We start from the raw sequence: 21,983 nt of genomic DNA, 5'->3' as shown, positions 1-21,983 counted from the left end.
AATTAATATCCAGGGTTTTGTTTCAAAATGGTTCCCGTAAGCTCACCAAGAGGTATCGGCATAATTTCATTTTTCCCTGCAACAAAACCTTTGGAAGCCAATTTTGTAGAAGCTTCTCCCCATCTTACAAGATCAAAAAACCGATGTCCTTCACCTGCAAGTTCTCTTCTTCTTTCGTCTTTAATTGCCTGCATAGAAACAGGAACTGAAGCTAAACCAACTCTTGCTCTTACCGCATCCAACAAAGCTTGTGCTCTTGAACCTGTACCGTTAAGTGCCTCTGCTTCCATTAGATAGGTATCTGCTAATCTTATCACCATATAATTTTGACGATAATTCAGTTCGGTAACACCTAAAGTTGATTTTTTATCAGATGTAGGCATAAATTTATTAAGAAAATATCCTGTATCTTTATAAGCCGGTGCATAATCTGCCTTACCTTGCGCTTTTAACGCATTCATATTTAGAATAGTAGCATTTACACGCGGATCACTCTGCATAAAGTTAAACAGATCTGTTGTAACTGTATTAAATGCCCAACCTGAGACGATATCCGGAGCATTATTAGCAGGATTTGTCTGACTAATTCTGTTATAAGATCTTGGTGCACTCATAACGCAGATAGAATTTCCTTCATCCTTGCCTTGTCCCCAAAAGCCCCAGTCGGATTTTCCCTGGTCGCTATGGGATGCTTCAATAATAGATTCTGACGTAAACTCATAAGGATCTGGAGTACCACCAAGTGCTACTCCTGCTTTCCAAAGATCATCATAACTTGCCAACAGTTTATATCCATATTGACTGGTTCCTCCCGGAGTTCCGTTTACATCTGCAAATTGTGCGGCAGCCTGAGCTTTTTTATTTTGATATAAATATACTTTACCTAAAAGAGCTTTTGCCGCGCCTTGCGTTAATCTACCTTTTTCCTCTCCAATTACTGTCATAGGAAGATTTGGCAAAGCTTCGGTCAGATCTTTTTCTATTTGAGCATAAACTTGTGCAGGTGCAACTTGCGGAACATTATAAAAATCGTCTGTTGCTTCAAAAGGTTTTAAAATAAGGGGAATGTTTCCGAAAACCCTCAACAAATCAAAATAATACATTGCCCGAAGAGTTTTTGCTTCCGAAATGAAACGTTGTTTCAAAGTTTCATCCATTGATGCATTGGGAGCATTTAAAATAAGGGCATTAGCTCTTGCAATACCTTGATAATAATCTCTCCAATAACTTGCAGGCATTGTAGTTGGGTTAATCTGAAAACTTGATGCACCCTGAATACCGGCTCCGTCTGTAGCACTACCACCTCCTGCATAGAAATCATCTGAAGCTGCATTGAAAAAAGTGACCATATTTTCAAATCCGCCTGCATATTTTCTCATTACATCGTACGTCCCCACAAGACCAAAAAAACATTCCTGCTCATTTCTGAAAAAGTTATCTCCGGCGAATGCACCTTTGTATTCTTTTTCTTCTAAAGTGTCGTTGTTACAGGCTACATTAAGAGTAGATACACTCACTAAAAATGAAGCTGCTATTGATATTTTTAAAAATTTATTTTTCATTGTACTAAAAATTAGAAAGTTATATTAGCTCCCAATATGAAAGTTCTTGCCTGCGGATAAAATGCTCTGTCTATTCCAAAAGAATCTCCTGCCGCAATTTCCGGATCGTACCCGGTATATTTTGTAAAAGTAACTAGGTTTTCGGCAGTTACATAAAATCTTAGCTTGTTAACTCCAAAGTTTTGGGTAACATTCTGAGGCAGCGTGTAGCCTAACTGAATTAATTTAATTCTGAAATAATCTCCTTTTTGCAAATACCAGTCAGATAGTCTTGAGTAGTTTTTATTTGCATCTGCTCGTGTTAGTCTCGGATTTTCATTTGTAGAACCTTCTCCCGTCCATCTATCTAAGATTTTTGTCTGATAATTAGCATCTAACATATCCAATCTTCTTAAACCCTGAAAGATTTTGTTTCCTCCCGCACCCTGTCCGAATACCATAAAATCCCAGTTTTTATAGCTTACATTTAAAGTAGCTCCATAATTATATTTAGGAATTGAACTTCCCAAATTCACTTTATCCAAATCATTGATTACCCCATCGCCATTAGAATCTGCCCAAATAAAATCTCCGGGTTTTGCCTCTGTTTGAAGCAATTGTCCTTTAGAATTTACATACGCATCAATCTGCGCCTGATTTTGGAAAACACCCAAAGTTTTAAAGCCGTAGAAAGAATTATAGGCATCACCTACTACAATTCTTTGGATCGATCCCATAGATTGGAAACCTGCTCCATCCAAAAATTTTGTTCCCTGTTCAAGCGATAAAACTTCGTTTTTATTGTAAGCGAAATTAGTATTTACAGAAACCGTGAAATCATTCCAGCTTTTTTTGTAGCCTAATTCTACTTCAACCCCCTTATTGCTCATGTCTCCAATATTGGCAACGTAAGATCCTGTAACTCCTACATAACCCGGAATTTGAACCGGTCTAAGAATATCTGACGTTTTCTTGTTATAAACATCAACTGTTAAAGTAAAGTTTTTGAAAAGTCGTAAATCTGCTGCAATATTTGTTTGTGTGGTCGTTTCCCATTTCAAATCTTTATTTTCAAGACCATTTTGCAAATACCCAATCAATACGCCTCCTGATCCACTGGTATAGTTTGCTCCAGGAATATAAAGTTTTGAAAATTTGTAAACTTCAATACCATCATTCCCTAAAGTTCCGTAGCCTCCACGGAATTTTAAACTATTTACCACATTATTTTCCGGCCAGAAGTTTTCTTTATCCACATTCCATCCTAAAGAGAATGAAGGGAATACACCCCAATGATGATTTGCCCCAAACAACGAAGAACCATCATATCTTAATGTACCAGTAAATAAGTATTTATTTTTAAAATCATAAATTAAACGTCCGAAATAAGAAGCTTTGTTCCATTCCTGATTATCCCATGCTGAAGAAGTTTGGTTTGCCAAAGGAACTTCAAAGTTGAAGGAAGCTTCTTCATAGCTGCTGATCGGAAGCCCCTTATGAGTAACGGTTTGTCCATTTCCAATATTATAGTCATAATATCCTGTTCCCAAAAGTACATTCAGGCTATGATCTCCAAATTTATTCTGGTAATTCAATGTATTTTCAAAACTCCATTCAAATTTCTTTTGAGTCGTACGGCTTAAGCTGTTTAGAACTAAATTACTGTATGTTGCACTTAAATAGAAAAGTGGAGTGAAATTCTGGCTTCCCCAATATGCTTTTTTACCGTTTAATGAAGACTTAAATGTAAAATGATTTAAAAATTTTACTTCTGCAAAAACATTAGCAATAAAATCGTCTGACCAGTTATTGTTTCCTAATTGTGTATACCTGAAAGCTCTAGGATTAGACATTTCCTGGTTTACATAAGGCGAAATTCCGTATGGATTTCCATTTTCATCTCTTACGATATATTGATTGGTGTATAAAGCAGGATTTACCTGTGACCAATCCGTTACCACAACAGGAGTAATGGGGTCCAAATTCACTGCAGAACTTAGAGGACCACCAAACTCACCATTAGCATTAATCCCTTGGTTTTTTTGGTTAGTATAAGCAAAAGTTTGTCCTAAAGTAAGCCAGTCTGTTACTTTATGAGTTGAATTTAAACGTCCTGTTAATCTTTTGTAATAAGAAATATCGCTCATTACGATACCTGTCTGATCGTAATATCCAAATGACGCAAAGTAAGTCGATTTTTCGTTTCCTCCCTGTATACTTACCTCGTGGTTCTGTCTTGCTCCGGTTCCGAAAATTTCATTCTGCCAGTCGGTTCCTTTTCCGAATGATGCAGGATTTTGAAATCTTACAGCTTGTCCGTCATTTGCAAAACCTTCATTAATAACAGTAGCATATTGTGTAGCATCTAAAAGATCTAATTTTCTTGCGGCATTGCTCACCCCGAAGAAACCGTTGTAGGATAAGGTAAGTTTTCCTTTTTTGCCCTTTTTGGTAGTCACCAAAATAACTCCTCTTGCAGCAGAAACTCCATAAATAGCAGAAGAAGCACCATCTTTCAATACTTCAATACTTTCAATATCGCTTTGGCTTAACCATCCAATTCCGTCTACCACAATCCCGTCAACAACCCAAAGCGGATCATTATTAGAGGAATAACTGGTAACCCCTCTTACACGAATTGTTGCACTGGATCCCGGTTGACCGGAGTTGGAAATTACGTTAACACCTGCGGCTCTACCCTGAAGAACCTGCTCAGGTTTTCCTGCAGGGATCGCTTCGATGTCACTTGCTTTGATACTCGAGATGGCTCCCGTCACATTACTCTTTTTCTGAGTACCATAACCAATCATGACTACTTCCTCAATTTTCTGTTCTTTTGGAAGGGTGTCGGTCTTTGTGTTTTGGGCATTAAAATTAGCAGTGAAATACAGCACCGCAACCATGCCTAAACTTCTAGATATTCTTACATTCATATACAGTTAGTTTTTTAATTCTCAAATTGAGACAATAAAAATATATTTTTTTTTAATTATTTAACATTTTATTAATAACTATTTTAATATTTCCTGTATTTTTGGGCATTTGAAGGCATAAATTTTTCTTCGAAAACCATAAATATTTCAAAAAAACAGATAAAATCAATCCCCAAAATGACGACCAAGCACTCCAAAATTTCACTTCCGCTCAGGCTTACATTTCTAATTTTCTCCATGGTTCTAAACTGCATGGGCATTGTAATTCTTCAGCTTTCGGAAGCCAAAATCACCTATGATAAGCTTGGTTTTTTAGAGTCTTTTAAAGATCTTCCCATTGCTTTTATTTCACTTTTTGCTGTTAATTTTATCAGCAAAACCGGAACAAAAAAATCCCTGATTCTGGCTTTAACAATTGTTGGGATATGTTCCCTTATTTTACCTTTTGTAGAAGTATTCTGGTTTTATAAAGTATGGTTTGCCATCATCGGAGCGTGTTTCGCGATCGGAAAAATCTGCGTTTTCGGAATCATCAGAAACAATATTTCGGATGAGAAATCTTTAGCCAAAACCATGAATAGTGTAGAAGCTTCATTTATGATCGGAATATTTGTTGTGAATATCGGATTTGGATGGGTCATTTCCAGTCAGTTTTCAGAATTCTGGAAATTCGGATTTTTATCCATCTCTGTATTATCGGCAATAACGATCTTTTTATTTTCAAAACTACCAGTTTCAGAACCTGAAAACATGGAGAATGAAAATATTTTTAAAGAAGTTGCCGGAATTGCCAATCCATTATTAATCATATTTTTAGCAGTTGTTTTTTCTATTGTTTTTGTAGAGCAAAGCTTTAATTCATGGCTGCCTTCTTTTTATAAAAACCATTTAAAGGTCAATTCTTTCTTTGCGCTTCAGGCATCTTCGTTTTTAGCTCTGTTTTCTTATGTTGGAAGAACTGTTACGGCTAATGTGATCCAGAGATTTTCCTTGTCGAAATATTATGTTCTGTGCTTATCATCCATTGTTGCAGTACTTTTAATCATCATCGGAATCCAATTTTCCGGATGGGACGATTCTAAAATTCTGCTGTTTCTTTTTCCTGTTATCGGATTGTTCTTATCTCCGCTTTATCCGGTCATCAACTCTAAGATGATTGCCACAATCGACAAATCGAAAGCCAACGTTTTAACGTCACTAATTGTTATTTTTTCATCATTGGGAAGCTCGGTTAGCTCCATCATCATGTCGGTTTTATTCGGAAATCAGCTTCTTAATTACTATTCTGTGTATATTTTATCTGCTGTTATTCTGTTGTTTACAATTAGTTTAATTTATTTTAGATTTGCAGATAAAAAAATTTAGAAAATAATTTTATTTTTATCCCATGAAAATCAAGAACGAAAAGAGTAAGGAAACCCTTCAGGAACTTATTGATACAAAAGACTTTGTAGCACACGTGTCTGTAGACTGTACTATATTTGGTTTTCATAACAACATCCTGAAAGTTTTACTCTTAAAATACCACGATCTGGATTTGTGGTCTCTTCCCGGAGGTTTTGTTTTTAATGACGAAGATCTTCGCGAAGCGGCGGAACGTGTTCTGTATGAAAGAACGCATCTCCAGAATATTTTCCTGAAACAGTTTCATACTTTTGGAAGAATCGACAGGACAGAAAATAATGTTCACCAGATTCTGCTTAAAAACAAAGGCGTTGAAGTGCCTAAAGATCACTGGATCTTCCAGCGTTTTATTACAGTAGGATACTGCAGCCTGATTGATTTTTCGATGGCAAATACCTTTCCGGATGCTTTTAATGAAAGCTGCGAATGGTTTGAGGTAGACAAACTGCCCAAAATGGCATTTGACCACGACAGAATCATAGAAACAGGACTGGAATATCTCAGAATGAACATCAATACCGAAGTAGCGGCGAGTAATCTTCTTCCGGAAAAATTCACCATGAAAGATCTGCAATGTCTTTATGAAACGATTTTGGGCGAAAAATTCAGAAGAAATAATTTTCAGCGTAAAATTTTAAGTCTTAATATTTTAGACCGACTGGAAAAACTGTATGACGGTTCTGCCAATAAAGCTCCGTATTTGTACAAGTTTAAAACCAGGATCTACAATCCGACAAATCAGTACCCTATTTCCAACGAAGAGGAAAATTAATTTTTGATGTTTTGTATTTAAAATTCAGTTTAAATATCTAAAAATCAAAAGATAAAAGTCATTTAAAAAAAATTTCTCTGAAATAGTGAAAAGTCTTATTTTTAGGAAAATTAAAATATAATGTCATATTATTCCCTTACGAGCATTCCCGATTATTACGGGATCGATGCTTTACTTACTGAAGAACATAAACTTATCCGACAGTCTGTAAGAGACTGGGTGGAAAGTTTTGTAATGCCACAGATTGATCATGCTGCCCAAAACCACACCGACATCCCGAATTTAATGAAAGAATTGGGGCAAATCGGGGCTTTAGGACCTTATATTCCTGTTGAATATGGCGGTTCCGGACTGGATCAGATTTCTTACGGTCTGATTATGCAGGAGCTTGAAAGAGGTGATTCTGCAGTACGTTCTGCTGCCTCTGTGCAGAGTTCTCTGGTGATGTTTCCTATTAATGAATTCGGTTCGGAAGAACAGAAAAGAAAATATTTACCCAAATTAGCTGCCGGAGAAATGATCGGTTCTTTCGGTTTAACCGAACCTAATCATGGTTCCGATCCGGGTTCCATGGAAACACATTTTAAAGACATGGGAGATCATTATCTTCTGAATGGGGCTAAAATGTGGATCACCAACTCTCCTCTTTGCGATATTGCCGTAGTGTGGGCAAAAAATGAAGAAGGAAAAGTTCAGGGACTGATTGTTGAAAGAGGAATGGAAGGTTTTACAACGCCCGAAACTCACAATAAATGGAGCTTAAGAGCTTCAAAAACAGGAGAATTGGTCTTTAATGATGTAAAAGTTCCGAAAGAAAATCTTCTTCCGGGAGTTACAGGATTGAAAGGACCTTTATCTTGTCTAAATTCAGCGAGATATGGTATTTCATGGGGCGTAATCGGAGCGGCTATTGATTGCTACTGCACTGCTGTTCAGTATTCTAAAGAAAGAAAGCAGTTTGGAAAACCTATCGGATCTTACCAGTTGCAACAGAAGAAATTAGCTGAATTTTTAACGGAAATCACTAAAGCTCAGTTACTTTGCTTACAGTTAGGAAATCTTAAAAACGATCATAAAGCAACTCCTGCCCAGATTTCCATGGCAAAAAGAAACAACGTGAAAATGGCGATTGATATTGCAAGAGAATCACGTCAGATTCTTGGAGGAATGGGAATTATGGGTGAATTCCCGATGATGCGCCACGCAGCCAACCTAGAATCTGTAATTACTTATGAAGGAACGCACGATGTTCATTTATTGATTACAGGTCTTGATATTACGGGAATTAACGCCTTCTAAGAGAGAAAATTTGTAATAAAATATACAGAGTCTGACCAGTTTTTGGTCAGACTTTTTCTTTTTAAAAAAAATTGATATTCACTGAATAATTATTGATATGATAAAATTACCACTGTTTTATTTTAAAATTCTAACTTAAACATCAATAAAAATTGACAATAATGAAAAAATCAATTACTCTTTTTCTGGGACTTACTGCTTCCTTTTATTTTGCACAACAAGCCGGAGACATTTTCAGTGTTGAACCAAAACTTGATCTTACTCCGCAAGCGGTGGCGGGTTTTATCTCAAACAATCTTGGCGAACAGAATTCTCCTGATTTTATAAATTATCTCAACAGTTTTAATGTAGGATTAAAGGCCTATAAAATAACATATTATACAAAAAACGAGAAAAATAATCTCGTAAAGGCAACCGGACTTCTGATGTATCCAAAAGCGAATTACAAGCTTTCTACGGTAGTTTCGGATCACGGAACCACGGACAGCCGCCAAAATGTACCTTCTAATCTTAAAGGAGTTCTGTATGCAGGATTTGTAGTGGAGCTTTCCTATGTCCTGAACGGATATATTTTAATGGCTCCCGATTATGTAGGGATGGGAAGCGGAGACGGAGTTCATCCCTATGTACACTATCCTACCGAAGCTTCTGCGACCATTGATTTTGTAACGGCAGCCAATAAAGTTCTTGCCCAGCAAAATGTAAAACGCTACGACGAATATTTTTTAGCGGGTTATTCGCAGGGCGCTCATGCAGCAATGTCTACTTTAAAGAAATTGAGCATTTCGAATCCCAACAACCTGAACTTCAAATATGCTTATATGGGAGACGGACCTTATGATTTCTCAGGCGTTACTTTACAGAAAGGCGTTCTGGAAAAACAGATTTATCCGTTTACTTCATTTATTGCCAATGTTGTTAATACCTGCAATAAAACAGGGTACCAAATGTATAACAGCAATATTTCGGAAGTAATCTCTTCAGAATATCTGGATCGCTACAATTATCATGTTGTTCAGGATAACGGAGGTCTGCTTTGGGGTCCTTTGGTGTGGAGAACACTTTTTACCAATAATTTCGTAAATGATGTTACGAATAACCAGAATAACAAATTGAGACAATGCCTGAAATCAAATGACGTATACGACTGGTATAATAAAACACCCATGACTTTAGGACATTCTACGATTGATCTCGCCATTCATCCGGACAATACTTCTAAAACCATTGAGGTTCAGAGAGGTTACTATTCGTGGTGGGATCTGAATAAATACAAACTGGAGGCATTTTATTGGGGACCTTTAGGACATATCGGAGGAATTGTGCCTTTTGTTCTGGCATCCAATGCCAAATTTAATACTTTAAGAAGCGGCGGACTTTTCAATGAATGGGCGATGCTGACTTCTAAACAAGCACAAAACAGTCAGCCCGCAATCAGCGCTCTTTATACTTCCCAGATAAAACCTGATCTTCAGAATATGGAACTTCTTGAAATCACAGATTTTAACAAAGAAAAAGCTGAACGAAAAGCTGTGAGTAACAATAATTTAGCATCCTTACAAGATGGAGTATATTTATTAAAAGTCTCTGAAAATAATTCGGAAAAACTCATTCCGTACATTAAAAACAGTCCGGAAACGGTAGAAGAAAAGGATATTGTAAAATCTGAGCTCAACAATATTCTGAATTTAAAAATCAATCAGGAAGAACTTTTAGCGGTCAATATTTTTGATGACAATAAAAATCTTATCAAATCCATTTCTCAGGAACAGTATATTAAAGACGGAGGAATAAATCTCAATACTATTGATTCTCAAAACCTTACTTTAGAAATCGCCACCCGTTTTTATAATTTACAGTTTAAAAAACAAATCAGTGAACTGAAAGCGGAAGATCCGGTTTCAGTTATTGCTCAGAATAATCAAATTATTGTAAAAGCTAAAAACGGTATTAAAAATATCAGTATTTACAGTATTTCAGGAGATTTAATCCAGAATCAGGAAGTAAACAGCTCTCAATTCAAATCAAATACCATCAAAACAGGAATTTATGTGGTTCAGGTAATTCAGAACGACGGAAAAACTTCCAATAAAAAAGTGAAATTATAGTAATTTTCTTCATACAATCCTTCATCGTCATGAGTGCATCCGCTTCGGATGCATTCTTTTTATGCAGAATAAGGTTTTATGTTTTCGATAAATGCAAGATCCGGATTCAGAATTTCTTCGATCAGGCTTTTAATGGATTTCATGGCATCATCAATATCCCCTTTGTCAAACTGAAGAGAAACAACGCCTTTTTTAGCTTCGGCAAAACTCCAGATTCCCGTCTCAATCGGAAGTCCCCAAAACTCAGGAAGATTCTGCACAACATACTGATAAATACATAACTGCAAAGCCTGTTTTCGGTCGCTGTTATGGAAATATTCGTCTACATTGGATTCATCAATTTTTACGATCAGATTTTTGATCTTTGCCGTTTTATAATCGATAATTCTCAACGTTCCGTTAAGCCGGTCGATTCTGTCGATGAAACCGAAAAAGGAAACTTTGTCTTTTTCATCAAGATAAAAATCTACATTTTCGAAACGTTTTTCGATGTCTAAAATTTCCAGTACGTTTCCGCTTTTTATCAGCTCAAGATCATGATTTAAAATATTTTCAATTACTTTTTTAGCAATAGCTTTATGAATGAAATTCATTCCTTTTTCATAAAATTCCGGCTGATGTTTCAGCTTTTCAATAGCTACTTCTATATATTGATCTATTGCTTTAACTGATTCTTTTAAATCGTTTTCTTTTAATATTTTACCTTTTAATACTTCATAAATTTCTTGAAGAGTATAATGCACCAGATTTCCGTAGTTTTTTACAGACAGTTCTTCTTCAATTTCATCACTTTCCGAGGTCTTTAAAATCTTGGAAAGGTAAAAATCAATCGGATTGTACAGATAACTTGTAAGGTGAGAAGCCGAAACTTTTTCCTTCCATTTTTCCAGCCGTTGAAGAACAATTTCGGTTTTTGAAATTTCGATAGGCTGCGTAATAATCGGCTCGGAAGAATTTTCAATAATCAGATGTTCGATATTGTGAGAACTTTCCATTTCGATCTGGGTGATGAAACGGCTTTTTTCTCCCGTATTTACTCCGGAACTTAAGGCATTAAAAAGTAAATGTACATTTTTAGAATCCTGAATCAATCTGTAAAAATGATAAGCATAAATACTGTCGTTTTCCAAAAAAGTATGAAGATCAAAAAATCTTCTGATATCAAAAGGAATATACGTATTCTGTGAATTTCCCAGCGGTAATTTCCCTTCGTTTACAGAAAGCATAATCACGTTTTCGAAATTCAGGAGACGGGTTTCCAGAAGTCCCATGATTTGCAACCCCCTCAAAGGCTCCCCCTGAAAATCAATACTTTCTGAATTAATATGCTGATTAATCAGAATTTCCAGTGTTTCCATTTTAATTTCAAACTGATAAGGAGACAACTGGTTTTTGATAATTCTGAAAGCATTTTCGAAATGAGAAACGTTTTCATACTGAATATCATCAATTTCCAGCCATTTGATCTGCTTGCAGAATTCAATTAAAGAATCTAAATAAACAGTTGTAGAGTCTGCTTTTTTCAGTAAATTATAGTACGAAAGTTCATGTAACAATTCGTGAAAAAGCTTTTTGGAAATGTAAACGATATTGCGTTCTTCGATTTTCGCTTTAAAATTATTGATCACCAGTTCATCTTCAGCAGATTTCGGCAACTCTTCCAGAATCGGGAAAATATCGCGGTAATAGTACGACGATTTGTTTTTCTCGAGTTGTTTCTGAAGATAAAAAAGCTGTTTTACGGCATTCGAAAAAGAAAGGTTTTTCAAAGGAAAACCCATCGTTATATTCAGATTGGGAACGCCGTGCATTACATCCAGACTTGCAGGAAGCAGATTTTCATCCAGCAAAACGACCGCAGTATCGGAGTATGTTTTATTTTCTATTTCTTTGAAGATTTCCGGTAAAATTTTCGTCTGGGTAATATTTCCCGAAACTTCGTAGACTTTTATGTTCTTAGGCTGATTAAAGTCGTCTTCAATCCATTGAAAAAGACGGTGATCATCAAATTCTTTCCACGTTTTATGGTTTCTTAAAAACTTTCCTGCTTCCTGTCTTTCATCATCAAAATAATAATGATCTGCCTGAAAAAAGCACTGTCCTTTGTCCCATTGCAGAAGACTTCTTACGAGCTTCTCTTCCGCCGGAGTAAAGGCATTGAAGCCGCAGAACACAAATTTTTCTTCGGTATTTTTGGCAAACTCATCAATTTTTGCTTTTGCCGTTTCGTTGATCATTCCGGAAGTTGCCCAGTTTTTCTCCTTAAGTTTTTTCTTGAGAACGGGAAGAAAGACATTCATGTTTTTCCAGAAATTAAGGAATTTTTTTCGCGGTCCTTCATCGTCTTCTCCCAAATCCTGCGCCCATTCTTTAATCCGCTCTTCATCAAACATATACTGTAAAACGGCTTCATCACTTTCGGAGAATTTCAGGATGTCGTCCCAGTCTTTCTGCAACGTGGGAAACCATTTCAGAAATTCTGCAAAATCGTCATTCGGAATCAGATTTAAGCTTTTATAAACATCGAAAGCGAAAAGCCAGAGTGCAATTCCCTGAATCTGCTGTTTGTCGGCAATTTTATCAATCAGTTCTTCAATTGTAAAAAAGTTCGGCAAAAATCCGGAGTAATTATTTTCCTCAAGAATTCGTCTAATGAAAACAATAGGACGTTTTCCGGGCAGAACGATGTTAAATTCAGATAAATCGGAATTTTGGCTTAATAATTCACTGATGATTTTATTGAGGAATTTCAAGAGGTTTTATAGTTTTTGTAATTTTCCAGTTGTTCAGCAATGATTCGGTTGTATTCCGCCTGCTTTTCCTCTATCATTCCGTTCCTTGTTTCGCCGTCATAAGTTTTCTGGAAATCCTGATATTCTTTCAGGATTGTATTGTAAATGGTTTTAAAATACCTGTCGAAATCAGCTCCGTTTTTAATCTTTTCCGCCACTTCTTTTCTCAGTTTGCGGGCAAAAACTTCTGCAACATCAAAATGCTTCTGCTCATGAAGCAGCACATAATCATTGATTCTTTTAACGTCTTTCCACGATTGGTTTTCGTTAAAAATTGTCTGAATCGTAATTTTTACCGGAGCTTTCGGATTGGAGGATTTTACGTAGGAATACGTCCATCCACAGTTCGTATAAGCCACGACATTGTCTCCACGCTGGTTATTGACTTTGCTTTTAAAATTGCTCCAATTCAATTTTTTTCCCTCTTCCCACTTTATTTTCTGACCGAATAGAATATTGGAAATCAGAAAACAAGCCACAAAAACTCCTTTCATTTATTTTTATTGAACTACTATTGTTTTGGTGATCCAGTTGTTACCGCCATTCCAGAATTTAAAAGTATACGTACCAATCTGTTGCGGACTAAAATTGATCTGATTGGCAGAAGTGTATGTTTTTTCCGTACACGGTCCGTTCGTAATGTATTTATAAGCCGTAACGGTTCTGGTTAAATTATCGTTATGCACATAATCATATCCATAAAAACCCTGACAATGAGAAGGATAAGTAGAATAAGTCTTAATACTCTGAACTGAAAATACATCCATCGTATCGTTAACAATTCTCACACTGTCAATTTTAATTTTATCAACAGATTCTATGGTGTTATAGTCATCATCATTGTTACAAGATGTAAAAAATAATCCTAAAACTAATGCAGAAAACCCAAAATGGAGAAACTTTTTCATAGTTATAAAATTTAGATTATTATTAAAAATATCAGAATTTATTATTTAACAAAATGTGTTTAAACTTTTTGATTATCCGTTATATTAATCATATTGTTTTTTAACGCAAAGAATCGCTAAGATTCTTTTATATACCAACTGCTTTTAAGTTCGCAAAGGTACTTCGATAAACTCAGCATAAACTATTCACTCAGCAAAGAACTCAAAGGTTTTTCAATGATAATAAATTACGGACATTCATTAAACGTTTTATTTAAAGTTAACAATTATAAATAAAAAAGATCACAATAGTTTTTAAAAATCTTTGATTTTTATTCTTTTGGGAGCTTTAAATATTTTAATGTCGCATTGTGCTGATCTTTTGTGACTTTTGCTGTTAATTTTCAAAATTAGTTTAAACATTAAATACAAAATTAAGAATTAAAATTACCTTTAGAAAGATACACTACTTTTTTTGTATCATAAAATTCTTCGTCAAAATAACTTTTCAGGCTGAAAATTTCACATTTCAGTCCGGCTAATTCTTCAGCAAGATCCCCTCCTTTCAGATACAGAACACCATTGTGCTTTGTATTGAACTGTTCTTTCTCGAATTTACCTTTCAGCCATCTTAAAAATTCAGGCATCTGTGTTACAGCACGGCTTACTACAAAATGAAATTTTTCCTTTAATTTTTCCGCTCTTCCGTGGATTGCGGTTACGTTTTTTAATCCGGCTCCTTCTGCAACAGCATTTACCACCGTTATTTTCTTTCCGATAGAATCAATTAAAGTAAATTGAGTTTCGGGAAACAAAATTGCCAGAGGAATTCCGGGAAAACCACCGCCTGTTCCGATGTCCAAAACTTTTGTTCCGGGAGCAAATTCCATCACTTTTGCAATTCCCAAAGAATGTAAAATATGCTTTTCGTACAGAGATTCCATATCTTTTCTTGAGATCACATTGATTTTTTCGTTCCATTCATGATATAAAACCTCCAGTTTATTGAACTGATCGATCTGTGTCTCTGTAAGATCCGGAAAGTATTTTAGTAGTAACGTTGTAGACATATAAATTATTATAAACGGCAAAAATAAGTTTTTTATCAGCTTTATTCAAATTATCAAAACCAAGATTTACCTTTCAGAAATTTCTTTACTCCTCTTTTTCGATATAATTGTTCGTTCTTTTCAGTAATTTGGAAATTTTCTCATCCAGTTTTCCGGATTTCATATCTTCGGTTCCCAGCTTTGCTATGTAACCGTCTTTCAATTGGATATCAACTTTCCCTATCTGTTTATTGATGCTTATACTTTCCACATCGTCGTTGCTGAAACTAAAACTTCCCATCGCCTTTTTATATTCTGCAAAAGTCATCTGCTTTGTAGATTTTGGGACAAGCGAAAAAATTCCGTTGATCTTTTTAATCTGAATTAAATTAAAAACGTGATCATTTTCAGAATCTTTAAGGCTTACCACCAGTCCGGGAAGTCCTGAAAATCTGTACGGTCCGTCGTTAACCGGATAATCTTTGCTGAACCACGCTTCCCAGTTTCTTCCTTTAAAATTTGCCGTAGCTTTCTGGCAATCTATATTATTAATTTTTAAAAATTCTTTTTCAATTTTCCATTTCGGAGCTTCATTATCCGGAATTAACAGACTGACGGTCTTAAACTTATCATAAAAGTTAGCTGTTTTTTTAGCATAATCTTTTTCAATGATATAGCTGAGATTCTGGTCATAGTTTTTAGACGAAAGCAAATCCTTATAACTTTTTGTAGCCGCATAAGCAGAATCTCTTTCGTATTTCACAGCGTTATAAAAATAGGATTTCTTACCATCCGTATCCAGATTCATATAATCTGTAATGATGGAATCTTTTTTATTGAGATCCGGCTTCATCCTGTATTCGTACACAAAGCGGTAATTCTGAGCCGAAGCCAGTGAAACGATAAAAAGAAACAGAAATTTGTACATAATGGTGACTGGTGTTTTAATTTTACATTGAATAACTACAAATATAGTGATAAAACACTGACGCAGACAAAAAAGCTTACTCCGGCTGTATTTTAATTTCTGAAGAAATACTTTTTATTATATTTGTTAAAATAGAAATAATTACATGGAGAAACTTTCAGATAGAGTACAAAGACTTGGTTACTCACAAACTTTTGTTATGTCGAATAAGGCTAGAGAAATGAAAACCAGCGGAATAGATGTTATAAGCCTTACTTTAGGGGAACCCGATTTCGATGTTCCGGACAATATCAAACAGGCTGCTTTTGATGCCATTAACCAAAATTACAGTCACTACTCTCCTGTTCCCGGATTTTTAGAACTTCGTGAAGCGATTGCTCACAAATTAAAACGAGATAATAATTTAGAATATAAACCAACGCAGATCTGCGTTTCCAACGGTGCAAAACAGGCAATTTTAAATGTTCTGGCTGCTCTTCTTAACGATGGAGATGAAGTAATTCTTCCGAATCCTTACTGGGTAAGCTATGATGAAATGGTAAAAATGATGGGCGGAGTTTCTGTGATGCTTCCGACTTCATATGTAACAGATTTTAAAATCACTGCGGAACAGCTTGAAGAAGCCATTACAGATAAAACAAAGGCGGTCCTGTTCAGCTCACCGTGCAACCCTTCTGGCGGATATTACACGTATGATGAACTGAAATCTCTGGCAAAAGTGATTGCCAAATATCCTCATGTAACGGTAATTTCAGACGAAATCTACGAATTCATCAACTACGAAACGAAAACAACGTCGATTGCTCAGTTTCCAGAGGTTTACGAACAGACTGCCGTTATTAACGGAATGTCTAAAGCGTTCGCGATGACAGGATGGAGAATCGGTTATTCTGCGTGTCCGGAATGGCTGGCTAAAGCGTGTGAAAAAATTCAGGGACAAATGACGAGCGGAGCGAATACAATGGCTCAGAGAGCGTCTATCACAGCTTTACAGACCGATCCTTCGGAGTATAAATATATGATTGATGCTTTCAAAAAAAGAAGGGATTTGGTTTATGATTTAATTAAAGAAATCCCCGGTTTTAAAGTGGTTTTGCCTAAAGCTGCCTTTTATTTCTTCCCGGACGTATCGCATTACATCGGAAAAACATTAGACGGAACAGAAATTAAAGATTCTGATGATTTCGCGATGTTCCTTCTCGAAAATGCTCATGTAGGATGTGTTGGCGGAGTTTCTTTCGGAAGTCCTGAATGCATCAGATTCTCTTATGCGGCTTCGGAGGAAGATTTAAAAGAAGCCATGAAAAGAATTAAAGATTTACTGGATAAATTTAACTAAGAATAATTTAAGCATTTTTTTAAATAATAAGTCTGTTTAAACTTTTATTTAACCGCAAAAGCCACAAAAGATGAACTAAACTTTTATTTAAAGTTGATCATTATACATAAAAAAGTTCACAATAGTTTTAAAAATCTTTGATTTTTATTCTTTTGAGTGCTTTAATTATTATAGAAACTCACTTTAATATTAGCTTTTGCGACTTTGTGGTTAATCCTGAAATAGTTTAAACAATTTTAATAATCAAACATATTCCAACATCAATTAACATGAATTTTTTAAAAAGAATCACCATTGTAACCAGTATTGCAGCAGCAAGTTACTGCGGATACGCTTACGGACAGGATTTCCAGTGGAAAGAAGCACAGTCGAACGGCTACAGCTATAAATATGTAACCAACGACCCTACCTCAGCAAGATATTACACGCTGAAAAACGGATTAACCGTTATTCTGAGCCCAACGAAAAAAGATCCAAGAATCCAGACTTTTATTGCAACGAAAGCAGGAAGTAAAACCGATCCGGCGGATCATACCGGTTTGGCGCATTATCTGGAGCATATGCTTTTTAAAGGGACGGATCAATTCGGATCTAAAGACTGGGCAAAAGAAAAGCCGCTTCTTGACCAGATTGATGCTCTTTACGAAAAATATAATTCGACAACGGACGAAGCAAAGAGAAAGGAAATTTATAAAGAAATCGATAAAGTTTCGGGAGAAGCAGCAAAATATGCTATTGCGAACGAATACGACAAAATGATGTCGGGAATGGGCGCAGACGGAACCAACGCTTTTACTTCGTACGAACAGACAGTTTACACGGAAGATATTCCTGCAAATGTAACGGATAAATTTTTAGCATTACAGGCAGAACGTTTCAGACAGCCGATTTTAAGACTTTTCCATACAGAATTGGAAGCAGTTTATGAAGAAAAAAACAGAGGTCTGGATAATGACGGAAGAAAGGTTCTGGAATCTATGTTTGCCGCGATGTTCCCGAATAACAATTACGGAAAGCAAACGACCATCGGAACGATTGAACACCTGAAAAATCCTTCACTAAAAGCGATCAGAGAATACTATAACAATTATTACGTTCCGAATAATATGGGGATCATCATGTCGGGAGATTTTAATCCTGATGAAATGATTGGCAAGATCGACAAAGCTTTTTCTTACATGAAAAACAAACCGGTTCCGGCATACAATCCGGGACAGGAAAGTCCGATTATGGCTCCGATTACCCGGGAAGTTTACGGACCGAATCCTGAAAATATTATGATCGGATTCCGTTTTCCGGGTGCTACTACAAAAGATGCAAGAATGCTGAATTTCATCGGAAGTATGCTTACCAACGGACAGGCGGGATTAATTGATCTTGATTTGGTTAAAAAGCAGAAATTACTGGGTGCTTATGCGTTTCCGTATGTTCTGAAAGATTATTCGGCGCTTTTGTTACAGGGAAATCCTACGGAAGGACAGTCTTTGGATGATGTGAAGAATTTATTGCTTCAGGAAATCGATAAGCTAAGAAAGGGAGAATTTTCTGATGATCTGATCCAGTCGATCGTGAATAATGAGAAGAAAAATGTGATCCAGAAGTATGAAAAATATACCTCAAGAGCAGAATCTCTGATGGATGAATTTACTTCCGAAGTAGACCATAAAACCCAGCTTCAGTATATTGAAGAAATTTCTAAACTGACGAAAAAAGATATCATGGATTTCGCATCTAAATATCTTAAAGATAATAATTACATCGCGGTTTACAAAAGAAAAGGAGAAGACAAAAATATCGTAAAAGTAGACAAACCTACAATTACTCCGGTTTCCGTAAACAGAGAAGACCAGTCGCCGTTCCTGAAAAAGATCGACGAAATGCCGGAAGCTCCGATTTCTCCGGTATGGCTGAATTTTGAAAAAGATATTGCCAAAAGCAAAGTAAAATCGGTGGATGTACTTTCTGTAAAAAATACAGACAATGATCTTTTCAGATTATATTATTATTTCGATGCCGGAAAATGGAATAACAAAATTCTTCCTTTAGCAGCAGAATATCTGCAATATTTAGGGACAAAAAATAAATCTTCGGAAGACATCAGTAAAGAATTTTACAAACTGGCTTCAAGTTTCAATGTAAGCGCAGGAAATGAAGAAACCTACGTTACACTGGAAGGTCTAAATGAAAATTTTGATAAAACTGCAGCTCTGTTCGAAGATTTAATTAAAAACTGTGTGGCTGATCAGAAAGCTTTGGATTCTTATAAAGTGAGGCTGAAGAAATCAAGAGCCAATGCGAAACAGAACAAAGGTTCCATCATGAGCGGATTGAGAAGCTATGCACAATACGGCCCTCAAAATCCATTTAATAATGTGTTAAGCGATGCCGAACTGGATGCCTTAAAAGCAGAAGATTTAGTGAATGTATTGCATGATTTATTCAACTTCAAGCATAAAATTCTTCATTACGGTCCGAAATCAGCCAACGAAGTTGCTTCTTCTTTAACGCTGATCCATAAAGTTCCGGCTTCGCTGAAAGATATGCCGAAGTCTAAAACATTTACCCAGATTCCTACGGATAAGAATAAAGTATTGTTTGCCCATTACGATATGGTACAGGCGGAAATTTTCTGGGTAAGAAACAGCGATCCTTATAATGTAAGCATTACTCCGACCGTGAATTTGTTCAATAATTATTTCGGTGGCGGAATGGGTTCTGTGGTTTTCCAGACGATCAGGGAATCTAAAGCTTTGGCCTATTCTACCTATTCTTACTTCTCGCTTCCGGGCAAAAAAGAGGATAAAGATATGATTATGGCTTATGTAGGAACTCAGGCAGATAAATTCAATGAATCTACCACAGCGATGAATGAGCTTCTGACAACGCTTCCGAAATCTGATCAGTTATTTGAAACTGCAAAAAGCGGACTGAAGAAAACGATTGCCTCCGAAAGAATTACGCAGGACGGAATTATCTTTACGTATCTAAGAGCCCAAAAGCTTGGAAATAATACGGATATCCGAAAGAATACTTACGAACAGGCTCCAAAACTGACGTTTGCAGACATCAACAGTTTCCACGACAAGGAAATGAAAGGTAAAAGCTACACCTACTGTCTCGTTGCTTCGCAGGATAAAGTAAGTGAAGCCGATATGCAGAAACTCGGTGAAGTGAAGAAATTGAATTTGACTGAGATTTTTGGTTATTAATAATAAAAAAGCCCTGAAATTCAGGGCTTTTTTATTTCTATCAGATCAAAAATAATTATAGATTTTATTTATCGAAATCAAATTGTTCGATAGACGAAATATTTCTATATTTGCACCTGAAAATTTAAAATAAAAAAACAGGAAAATTATGTCTTTAGTAGGAAAAAAATTCCCGAATGTAACAGTAGATGCAATGTCTGAAATGGGTGATGATCTTAGAATCAACATCTTCCAGGAAGCTACAGAAAACCAACAGAAAGTTCTTTTATTCTGGTACCCGAAAGATTTCACTTTTGTTTGCCCGACTGAGCTTCACGCTTTTCAGGAAGCTTTACCAGAATTTGAAAAAAGAAACACTAAAGTAATCGGTGCTTCTTGCGATACCAACGAAGTACACTTCGCATGGTTAAATGTTTCAAAAGACAACGGAGGTATTGAAGGCGTTACTTACCCACTTTTAGCAGATACTCACAGACAATTGGCTAACATTTTAGGAATTGTAGATCAGGATTTCGAATACAATGACGAAGGTGAAGAAGTTTTCACAGGTTCAAACGTTACCTACAGAGCAACTTACCTTATCGACGAGACCGGAAAAATTTTCCATGAGTCTGTAAACGATATGCCTCTTGGTAGAAACGTAAAAGAATATTTAAGATTAATCGACGCTTATACGCACGTACAGAAGCACGGTGAAGTTTGCCCTGCAAACTGGGAAGAAGGAAAAGAAGCAATGAAAGCAGACAGAACTTCTACTGCGGAGTATTTAGCGAAAAACTAAGATAATGAGATAATTTGAAAATGAGATAATTTGAAAATTGATCACATTGATTATTTAAGAATTATCTCATTTTCTATTTTTCAGCATTTTCAAATTAATAAATTTCCAAATTTTCAAATTAAAATTATGTATACAGAATTAACAGAAGATAAGCTTCAGAATATTGTAAGCGAAAATGAAAAGGTTGTAGTACAATACGGTGCAACATGGTGCGGAAACTGCAGAATCATGAAGCCGAAATTCAAAAAACTAGCATCGGAGAACGAAAGCATTCCTTTCCTTTACGTAGATGCAGAAAAATTACCGGAAAGCAGAAAATTGGCAACAGTGGATAATCTTCCGACTTTTGCAATCTTCAGAAACGGTGAGTTGGTGAATCAGGTACAGTCTAATCAGGCAGAAAGTTTAATTAATTTATTCAACGAATTGTAATCATGAAGTTACCGATCATCAGACAGTTTTATCAGAACCAGACTCCTGAAAATCTTGAAAAAACGTTAGAAGTTTTAGAAAGCTTCACAGAATTCCGAGGAACTACCGAAGAAGATATGAACGTTGCAGGAGAATTGATTACGAATATCTGCGGAGCTCTGGAAGTTCACGCCAACGTACAAAACGGAATGAGCGAAAAAGATGCTTTAAATTCTTTTGCTCAGAAGGTTTTAGGATCGATTGACAGATAATTTTAAACACGAATTTCACGAATATTCTTTCACAAATAAACGCGAATTTTTTTAAAAATTGTGGCATTTGTGATAAAATCAGCGCCATTTGTGTTTTAGTTCAAACACGAATTTCACAAATGTGTTTTCACGAATAAGCACGAATCCTTTTAAAAACTGTGGCATTTGTGATAAAATCAGTGCCATTTGTGTTTTAGTTCAAACACGAATTTCACAAATGTGTTTTCACGAATAAGCACGAATCCTTTTAAAAACTGT

At 35.9% G+C, this 21,983-nt stretch carries 17 protein-coding genes; 9 read left to right on the top strand and 8 right to left on the bottom strand.

Going from position 1 to position 21,983, the window contains the following annotated elements:
- Nucleotides 1-2: 2 nt before the first annotated feature.
- From H6W53_RS00350 to H6W53_RS00340, 3 genes are all read right to left on the bottom strand, one after another.
- Nucleotides 3-1,562 carry a RagB/SusD family nutrient uptake outer membrane protein gene (locus H6W53_RS00350; RefSeq protein WP_185204415.1) on the bottom strand — a complete coding sequence of 520 codons (1,560 nt, stop codon included), beginning with the start codon at nt 1,560-1,562 and terminating at the stop codon, nt 3-5.
- 11 nt (nt 1,563-1,573) lie between these two features.
- Nucleotides 1,574-4,474: a SusC/RagA family TonB-linked outer membrane protein gene (locus H6W53_RS00345; protein WP_185204414.1), complete on the bottom strand. Its 2,901-nt coding sequence runs from the start codon at nt 4,472-4,474 to the stop codon at nt 1,574-1,576.
- 83 nt (nt 4,475-4,557) lie between these two features.
- Nucleotides 4,558-4,713, bottom strand: a complete 156-nt coding sequence (locus H6W53_RS00340) for a hypothetical protein (RefSeq protein ID WP_185204413.1) — start codon at nt 4,711-4,713, stop codon at nt 4,558-4,560.
- A gap of 13 nt (nt 4,714-4,726) precedes the next feature.
- On the opposite strand from H6W53_RS00340, the gene H6W53_RS00335 reads away from it, so the two are divergent.
- The 4 genes from H6W53_RS00335 to H6W53_RS00320 all read left to right on the top strand — a co-directional run bounded on the left by H6W53_RS00335 (nt 4,727) and on the right by H6W53_RS00320 (nt 10,057).
- Nucleotides 4,727-5,839 (top strand): MFS transporter, encoded by a 1,113-nt coding sequence (locus H6W53_RS00335; protein ID WP_185204412.1) that lies wholly within the window; start codon nt 4,727-4,729, stop codon nt 5,837-5,839.
- A gap of 22 nt (nt 5,840-5,861) precedes the next feature.
- On the top strand, nt 5,862-6,650 hold the full coding sequence (locus H6W53_RS00330) for an NUDIX hydrolase (RefSeq protein ID WP_185204411.1): 789 nt from the start codon (nt 5,862-5,864) through the stop codon (nt 6,648-6,650).
- Between the two features lie 120 nt (nt 6,651-6,770).
- The gene (locus H6W53_RS00325) at nt 6,771-7,949 is read left to right on the top strand and encodes an acyl-CoA dehydrogenase family protein (protein WP_087709898.1); all 1,179 of its coding nucleotides are present in this window, start codon (nt 6,771-6,773) and stop codon (nt 7,947-7,949) included.
- A 161-nt stretch (nt 7,950-8,110) separates the two neighbouring features.
- The gene (locus H6W53_RS00320) at nt 8,111-10,057 is read left to right on the top strand and encodes a T9SS type A sorting domain-containing protein (RefSeq protein WP_185204410.1); all 1,947 of its coding nucleotides are present in this window, start codon (nt 8,111-8,113) and stop codon (nt 10,055-10,057) included.
- Nucleotides 10,058-10,116: 59 nt separating this feature from the next.
- On the opposite strand, the gene H6W53_RS00315 is transcribed toward H6W53_RS00320, so the two are convergent.
- From H6W53_RS00315 to H6W53_RS00295, 5 genes are all read right to left on the bottom strand, one after another.
- The gene (locus tag H6W53_RS00315; protein WP_185204409.1) at nt 10,117-12,810 is read right to left on the bottom strand and encodes a PD-(D/E)XK nuclease family protein; all 2,694 of its coding nucleotides are present in this window, start codon (nt 12,808-12,810) and stop codon (nt 10,117-10,119) included.
- Nucleotides 12,807-13,343: a DUF922 domain-containing protein gene (locus H6W53_RS00310; protein WP_185204408.1), complete on the bottom strand. Its 537-nt coding sequence runs from the start codon at nt 13,341-13,343 to the stop codon at nt 12,807-12,809. Before H6W53_RS00310 ends, H6W53_RS00315 begins: the two co-directional genes overlap by 4 nt.
- Nucleotides 13,344-13,349: 6 nt before the next feature.
- A complete protein-coding gene (locus tag H6W53_RS00305; RefSeq protein ID WP_076390389.1) occupies nt 13,350-13,757 on the bottom strand; it encodes a hypothetical protein in 408 nt (135 codons plus the stop codon).
- A gap of 413 nt (nt 13,758-14,170) precedes the next feature.
- A complete protein-coding gene (rsmG, locus tag H6W53_RS00300) occupies nt 14,171-14,806 on the bottom strand; it encodes a 16S rRNA (guanine(527)-N(7))-methyltransferase RsmG (RefSeq protein WP_076390390.1) in 636 nt (211 codons plus the stop codon).
- Nucleotides 14,807-14,891: 85 nt separating this feature from the next.
- Nucleotides 14,892-15,713 (bottom strand): GLPGLI family protein, encoded by an 822-nt coding sequence (locus H6W53_RS00295; protein ID WP_185204407.1) that lies wholly within the window; start codon nt 15,711-15,713, stop codon nt 14,892-14,894.
- A gap of 145 nt (nt 15,714-15,858) precedes the next feature.
- On the opposite strand from H6W53_RS00295, the gene H6W53_RS00290 reads away from it, so the two are divergent.
- The 5 genes from H6W53_RS00290 (at nt 15,859) to H6W53_RS00270 (ending at nt 21,725) form a co-directional block, all read left to right on the top strand.
- The gene (locus tag H6W53_RS00290) at nt 15,859-17,052 is read left to right on the top strand and encodes a pyridoxal phosphate-dependent aminotransferase (protein ID WP_116099555.1); all 1,194 of its coding nucleotides are present in this window, start codon (nt 15,859-15,861) and stop codon (nt 17,050-17,052) included.
- A gap of 269 nt (nt 17,053-17,321) precedes the next feature.
- Nucleotides 17,322-20,261 carry a M16 family metallopeptidase gene (locus tag H6W53_RS00285; protein ID WP_185204406.1) on the top strand — a complete coding sequence of 980 codons (2,940 nt, stop codon included), beginning with the start codon at nt 17,322-17,324 and terminating at the stop codon, nt 20,259-20,261.
- Nucleotides 20,262-20,409: 148 nt separating this feature from the next.
- Nucleotides 20,410-21,042: a peroxiredoxin gene (locus tag H6W53_RS00280; protein ID WP_076390398.1), complete on the top strand. Its 633-nt coding sequence runs from the start codon at nt 20,410-20,412 to the stop codon at nt 21,040-21,042.
- Nucleotides 21,043-21,168: 126 nt separating this feature from the next.
- Nucleotides 21,169-21,474, top strand: a complete 306-nt coding sequence (locus tag H6W53_RS00275; RefSeq protein ID WP_185204405.1) for a thioredoxin family protein — start codon at nt 21,169-21,171, stop codon at nt 21,472-21,474.
- Between the two features lie 2 nt (nt 21,475-21,476).
- Nucleotides 21,477-21,725: a DUF6952 family protein gene (locus H6W53_RS00270; RefSeq protein ID WP_087709871.1), complete on the top strand. Its 249-nt coding sequence runs from the start codon at nt 21,477-21,479 to the stop codon at nt 21,723-21,725.
- Nucleotides 21,726-21,983: the final 258 nt, after the last annotated feature.

The sequence above is a fragment of the Chryseobacterium sp. C3 genome, from assembly GCF_014218905.1.
Taxonomy (GTDB): domain Bacteria; phylum Bacteroidota; class Bacteroidia; order Flavobacteriales; family Weeksellaceae; genus Chryseobacterium; species Chryseobacterium mucoviscidosis.
The sequence above is the reverse complement of the archived record's forward strand: the minus strand, read 5'-3'. Positions and strand labels throughout refer to the sequence as shown.

Excerpts from the sequence above, each read along its gene's own strand:
- H6W53_RS00350 (WP_185204415.1), bottom strand. The coding sequence starts at position 1,562 with ATGAAAAATAAATTTTTAAAAATATCAATAGCAGCTTCATTTTTAGTG.
- H6W53_RS00345 (WP_185204414.1), bottom strand. The coding sequence starts at position 4,474 with ATGAATGTAAGAATATCTAGAAGTTTAGGCATGGTTGCGGTGCTGTAT.
- H6W53_RS00340 (WP_185204413.1), bottom strand. The coding sequence starts at position 4,713 with ATGGAGAAAATTAGAAATGTAAGCCTGAGCGGAAGTGAAATTTTGGAG.
- H6W53_RS00335 (WP_185204412.1), top strand. The coding sequence starts at position 4,727 with ATGGGCATTGTAATTCTTCAGCTTTCGGAAGCCAAAATCACCTATGAT.
- H6W53_RS00330 (WP_185204411.1), top strand. The coding sequence starts at position 5,862 with ATGAAAATCAAGAACGAAAAGAGTAAGGAAACCCTTCAGGAACTTATT.
- H6W53_RS00325 (WP_087709898.1), top strand. The coding sequence starts at position 6,771 with ATGTCATATTATTCCCTTACGAGCATTCCCGATTATTACGGGATCGAT.
- H6W53_RS00320 (WP_185204410.1), top strand. The coding sequence starts at position 8,111 with ATGAAAAAATCAATTACTCTTTTTCTGGGACTTACTGCTTCCTTTTAT.
- H6W53_RS00310 (WP_185204408.1), bottom strand. The coding sequence starts at position 13,343 with ATGAAAGGAGTTTTTGTGGCTTGTTTTCTGATTTCCAATATTCTATTC.
- H6W53_RS00305 (WP_076390389.1), bottom strand. The coding sequence starts at position 13,757 with ATGAAAAAGTTTCTCCATTTTGGGTTTTCTGCATTAGTTTTAGGATTA.
- rsmG (WP_076390390.1), bottom strand. The coding sequence starts at position 14,806 with ATGTCTACAACGTTACTACTAAAATACTTTCCGGATCTTACAGAGACA.
- H6W53_RS00295 (WP_185204407.1), bottom strand. The coding sequence starts at position 15,713 with ATGTACAAATTTCTGTTTCTTTTTATCGTTTCACTGGCTTCGGCTCAG.
- H6W53_RS00290 (WP_116099555.1), top strand. The coding sequence starts at position 15,859 with ATGGAGAAACTTTCAGATAGAGTACAAAGACTTGGTTACTCACAAACT.
- H6W53_RS00285 (WP_185204406.1), top strand. The coding sequence starts at position 17,322 with ATGAATTTTTTAAAAAGAATCACCATTGTAACCAGTATTGCAGCAGCA.
- H6W53_RS00280 (WP_076390398.1), top strand. The coding sequence starts at position 20,410 with ATGTCTTTAGTAGGAAAAAAATTCCCGAATGTAACAGTAGATGCAATG.
- H6W53_RS00275 (WP_185204405.1), top strand. The coding sequence starts at position 21,169 with ATGTATACAGAATTAACAGAAGATAAGCTTCAGAATATTGTAAGCGAA.
- H6W53_RS00270 (WP_087709871.1), top strand. The coding sequence starts at position 21,477 with ATGAAGTTACCGATCATCAGACAGTTTTATCAGAACCAGACTCCTGAA.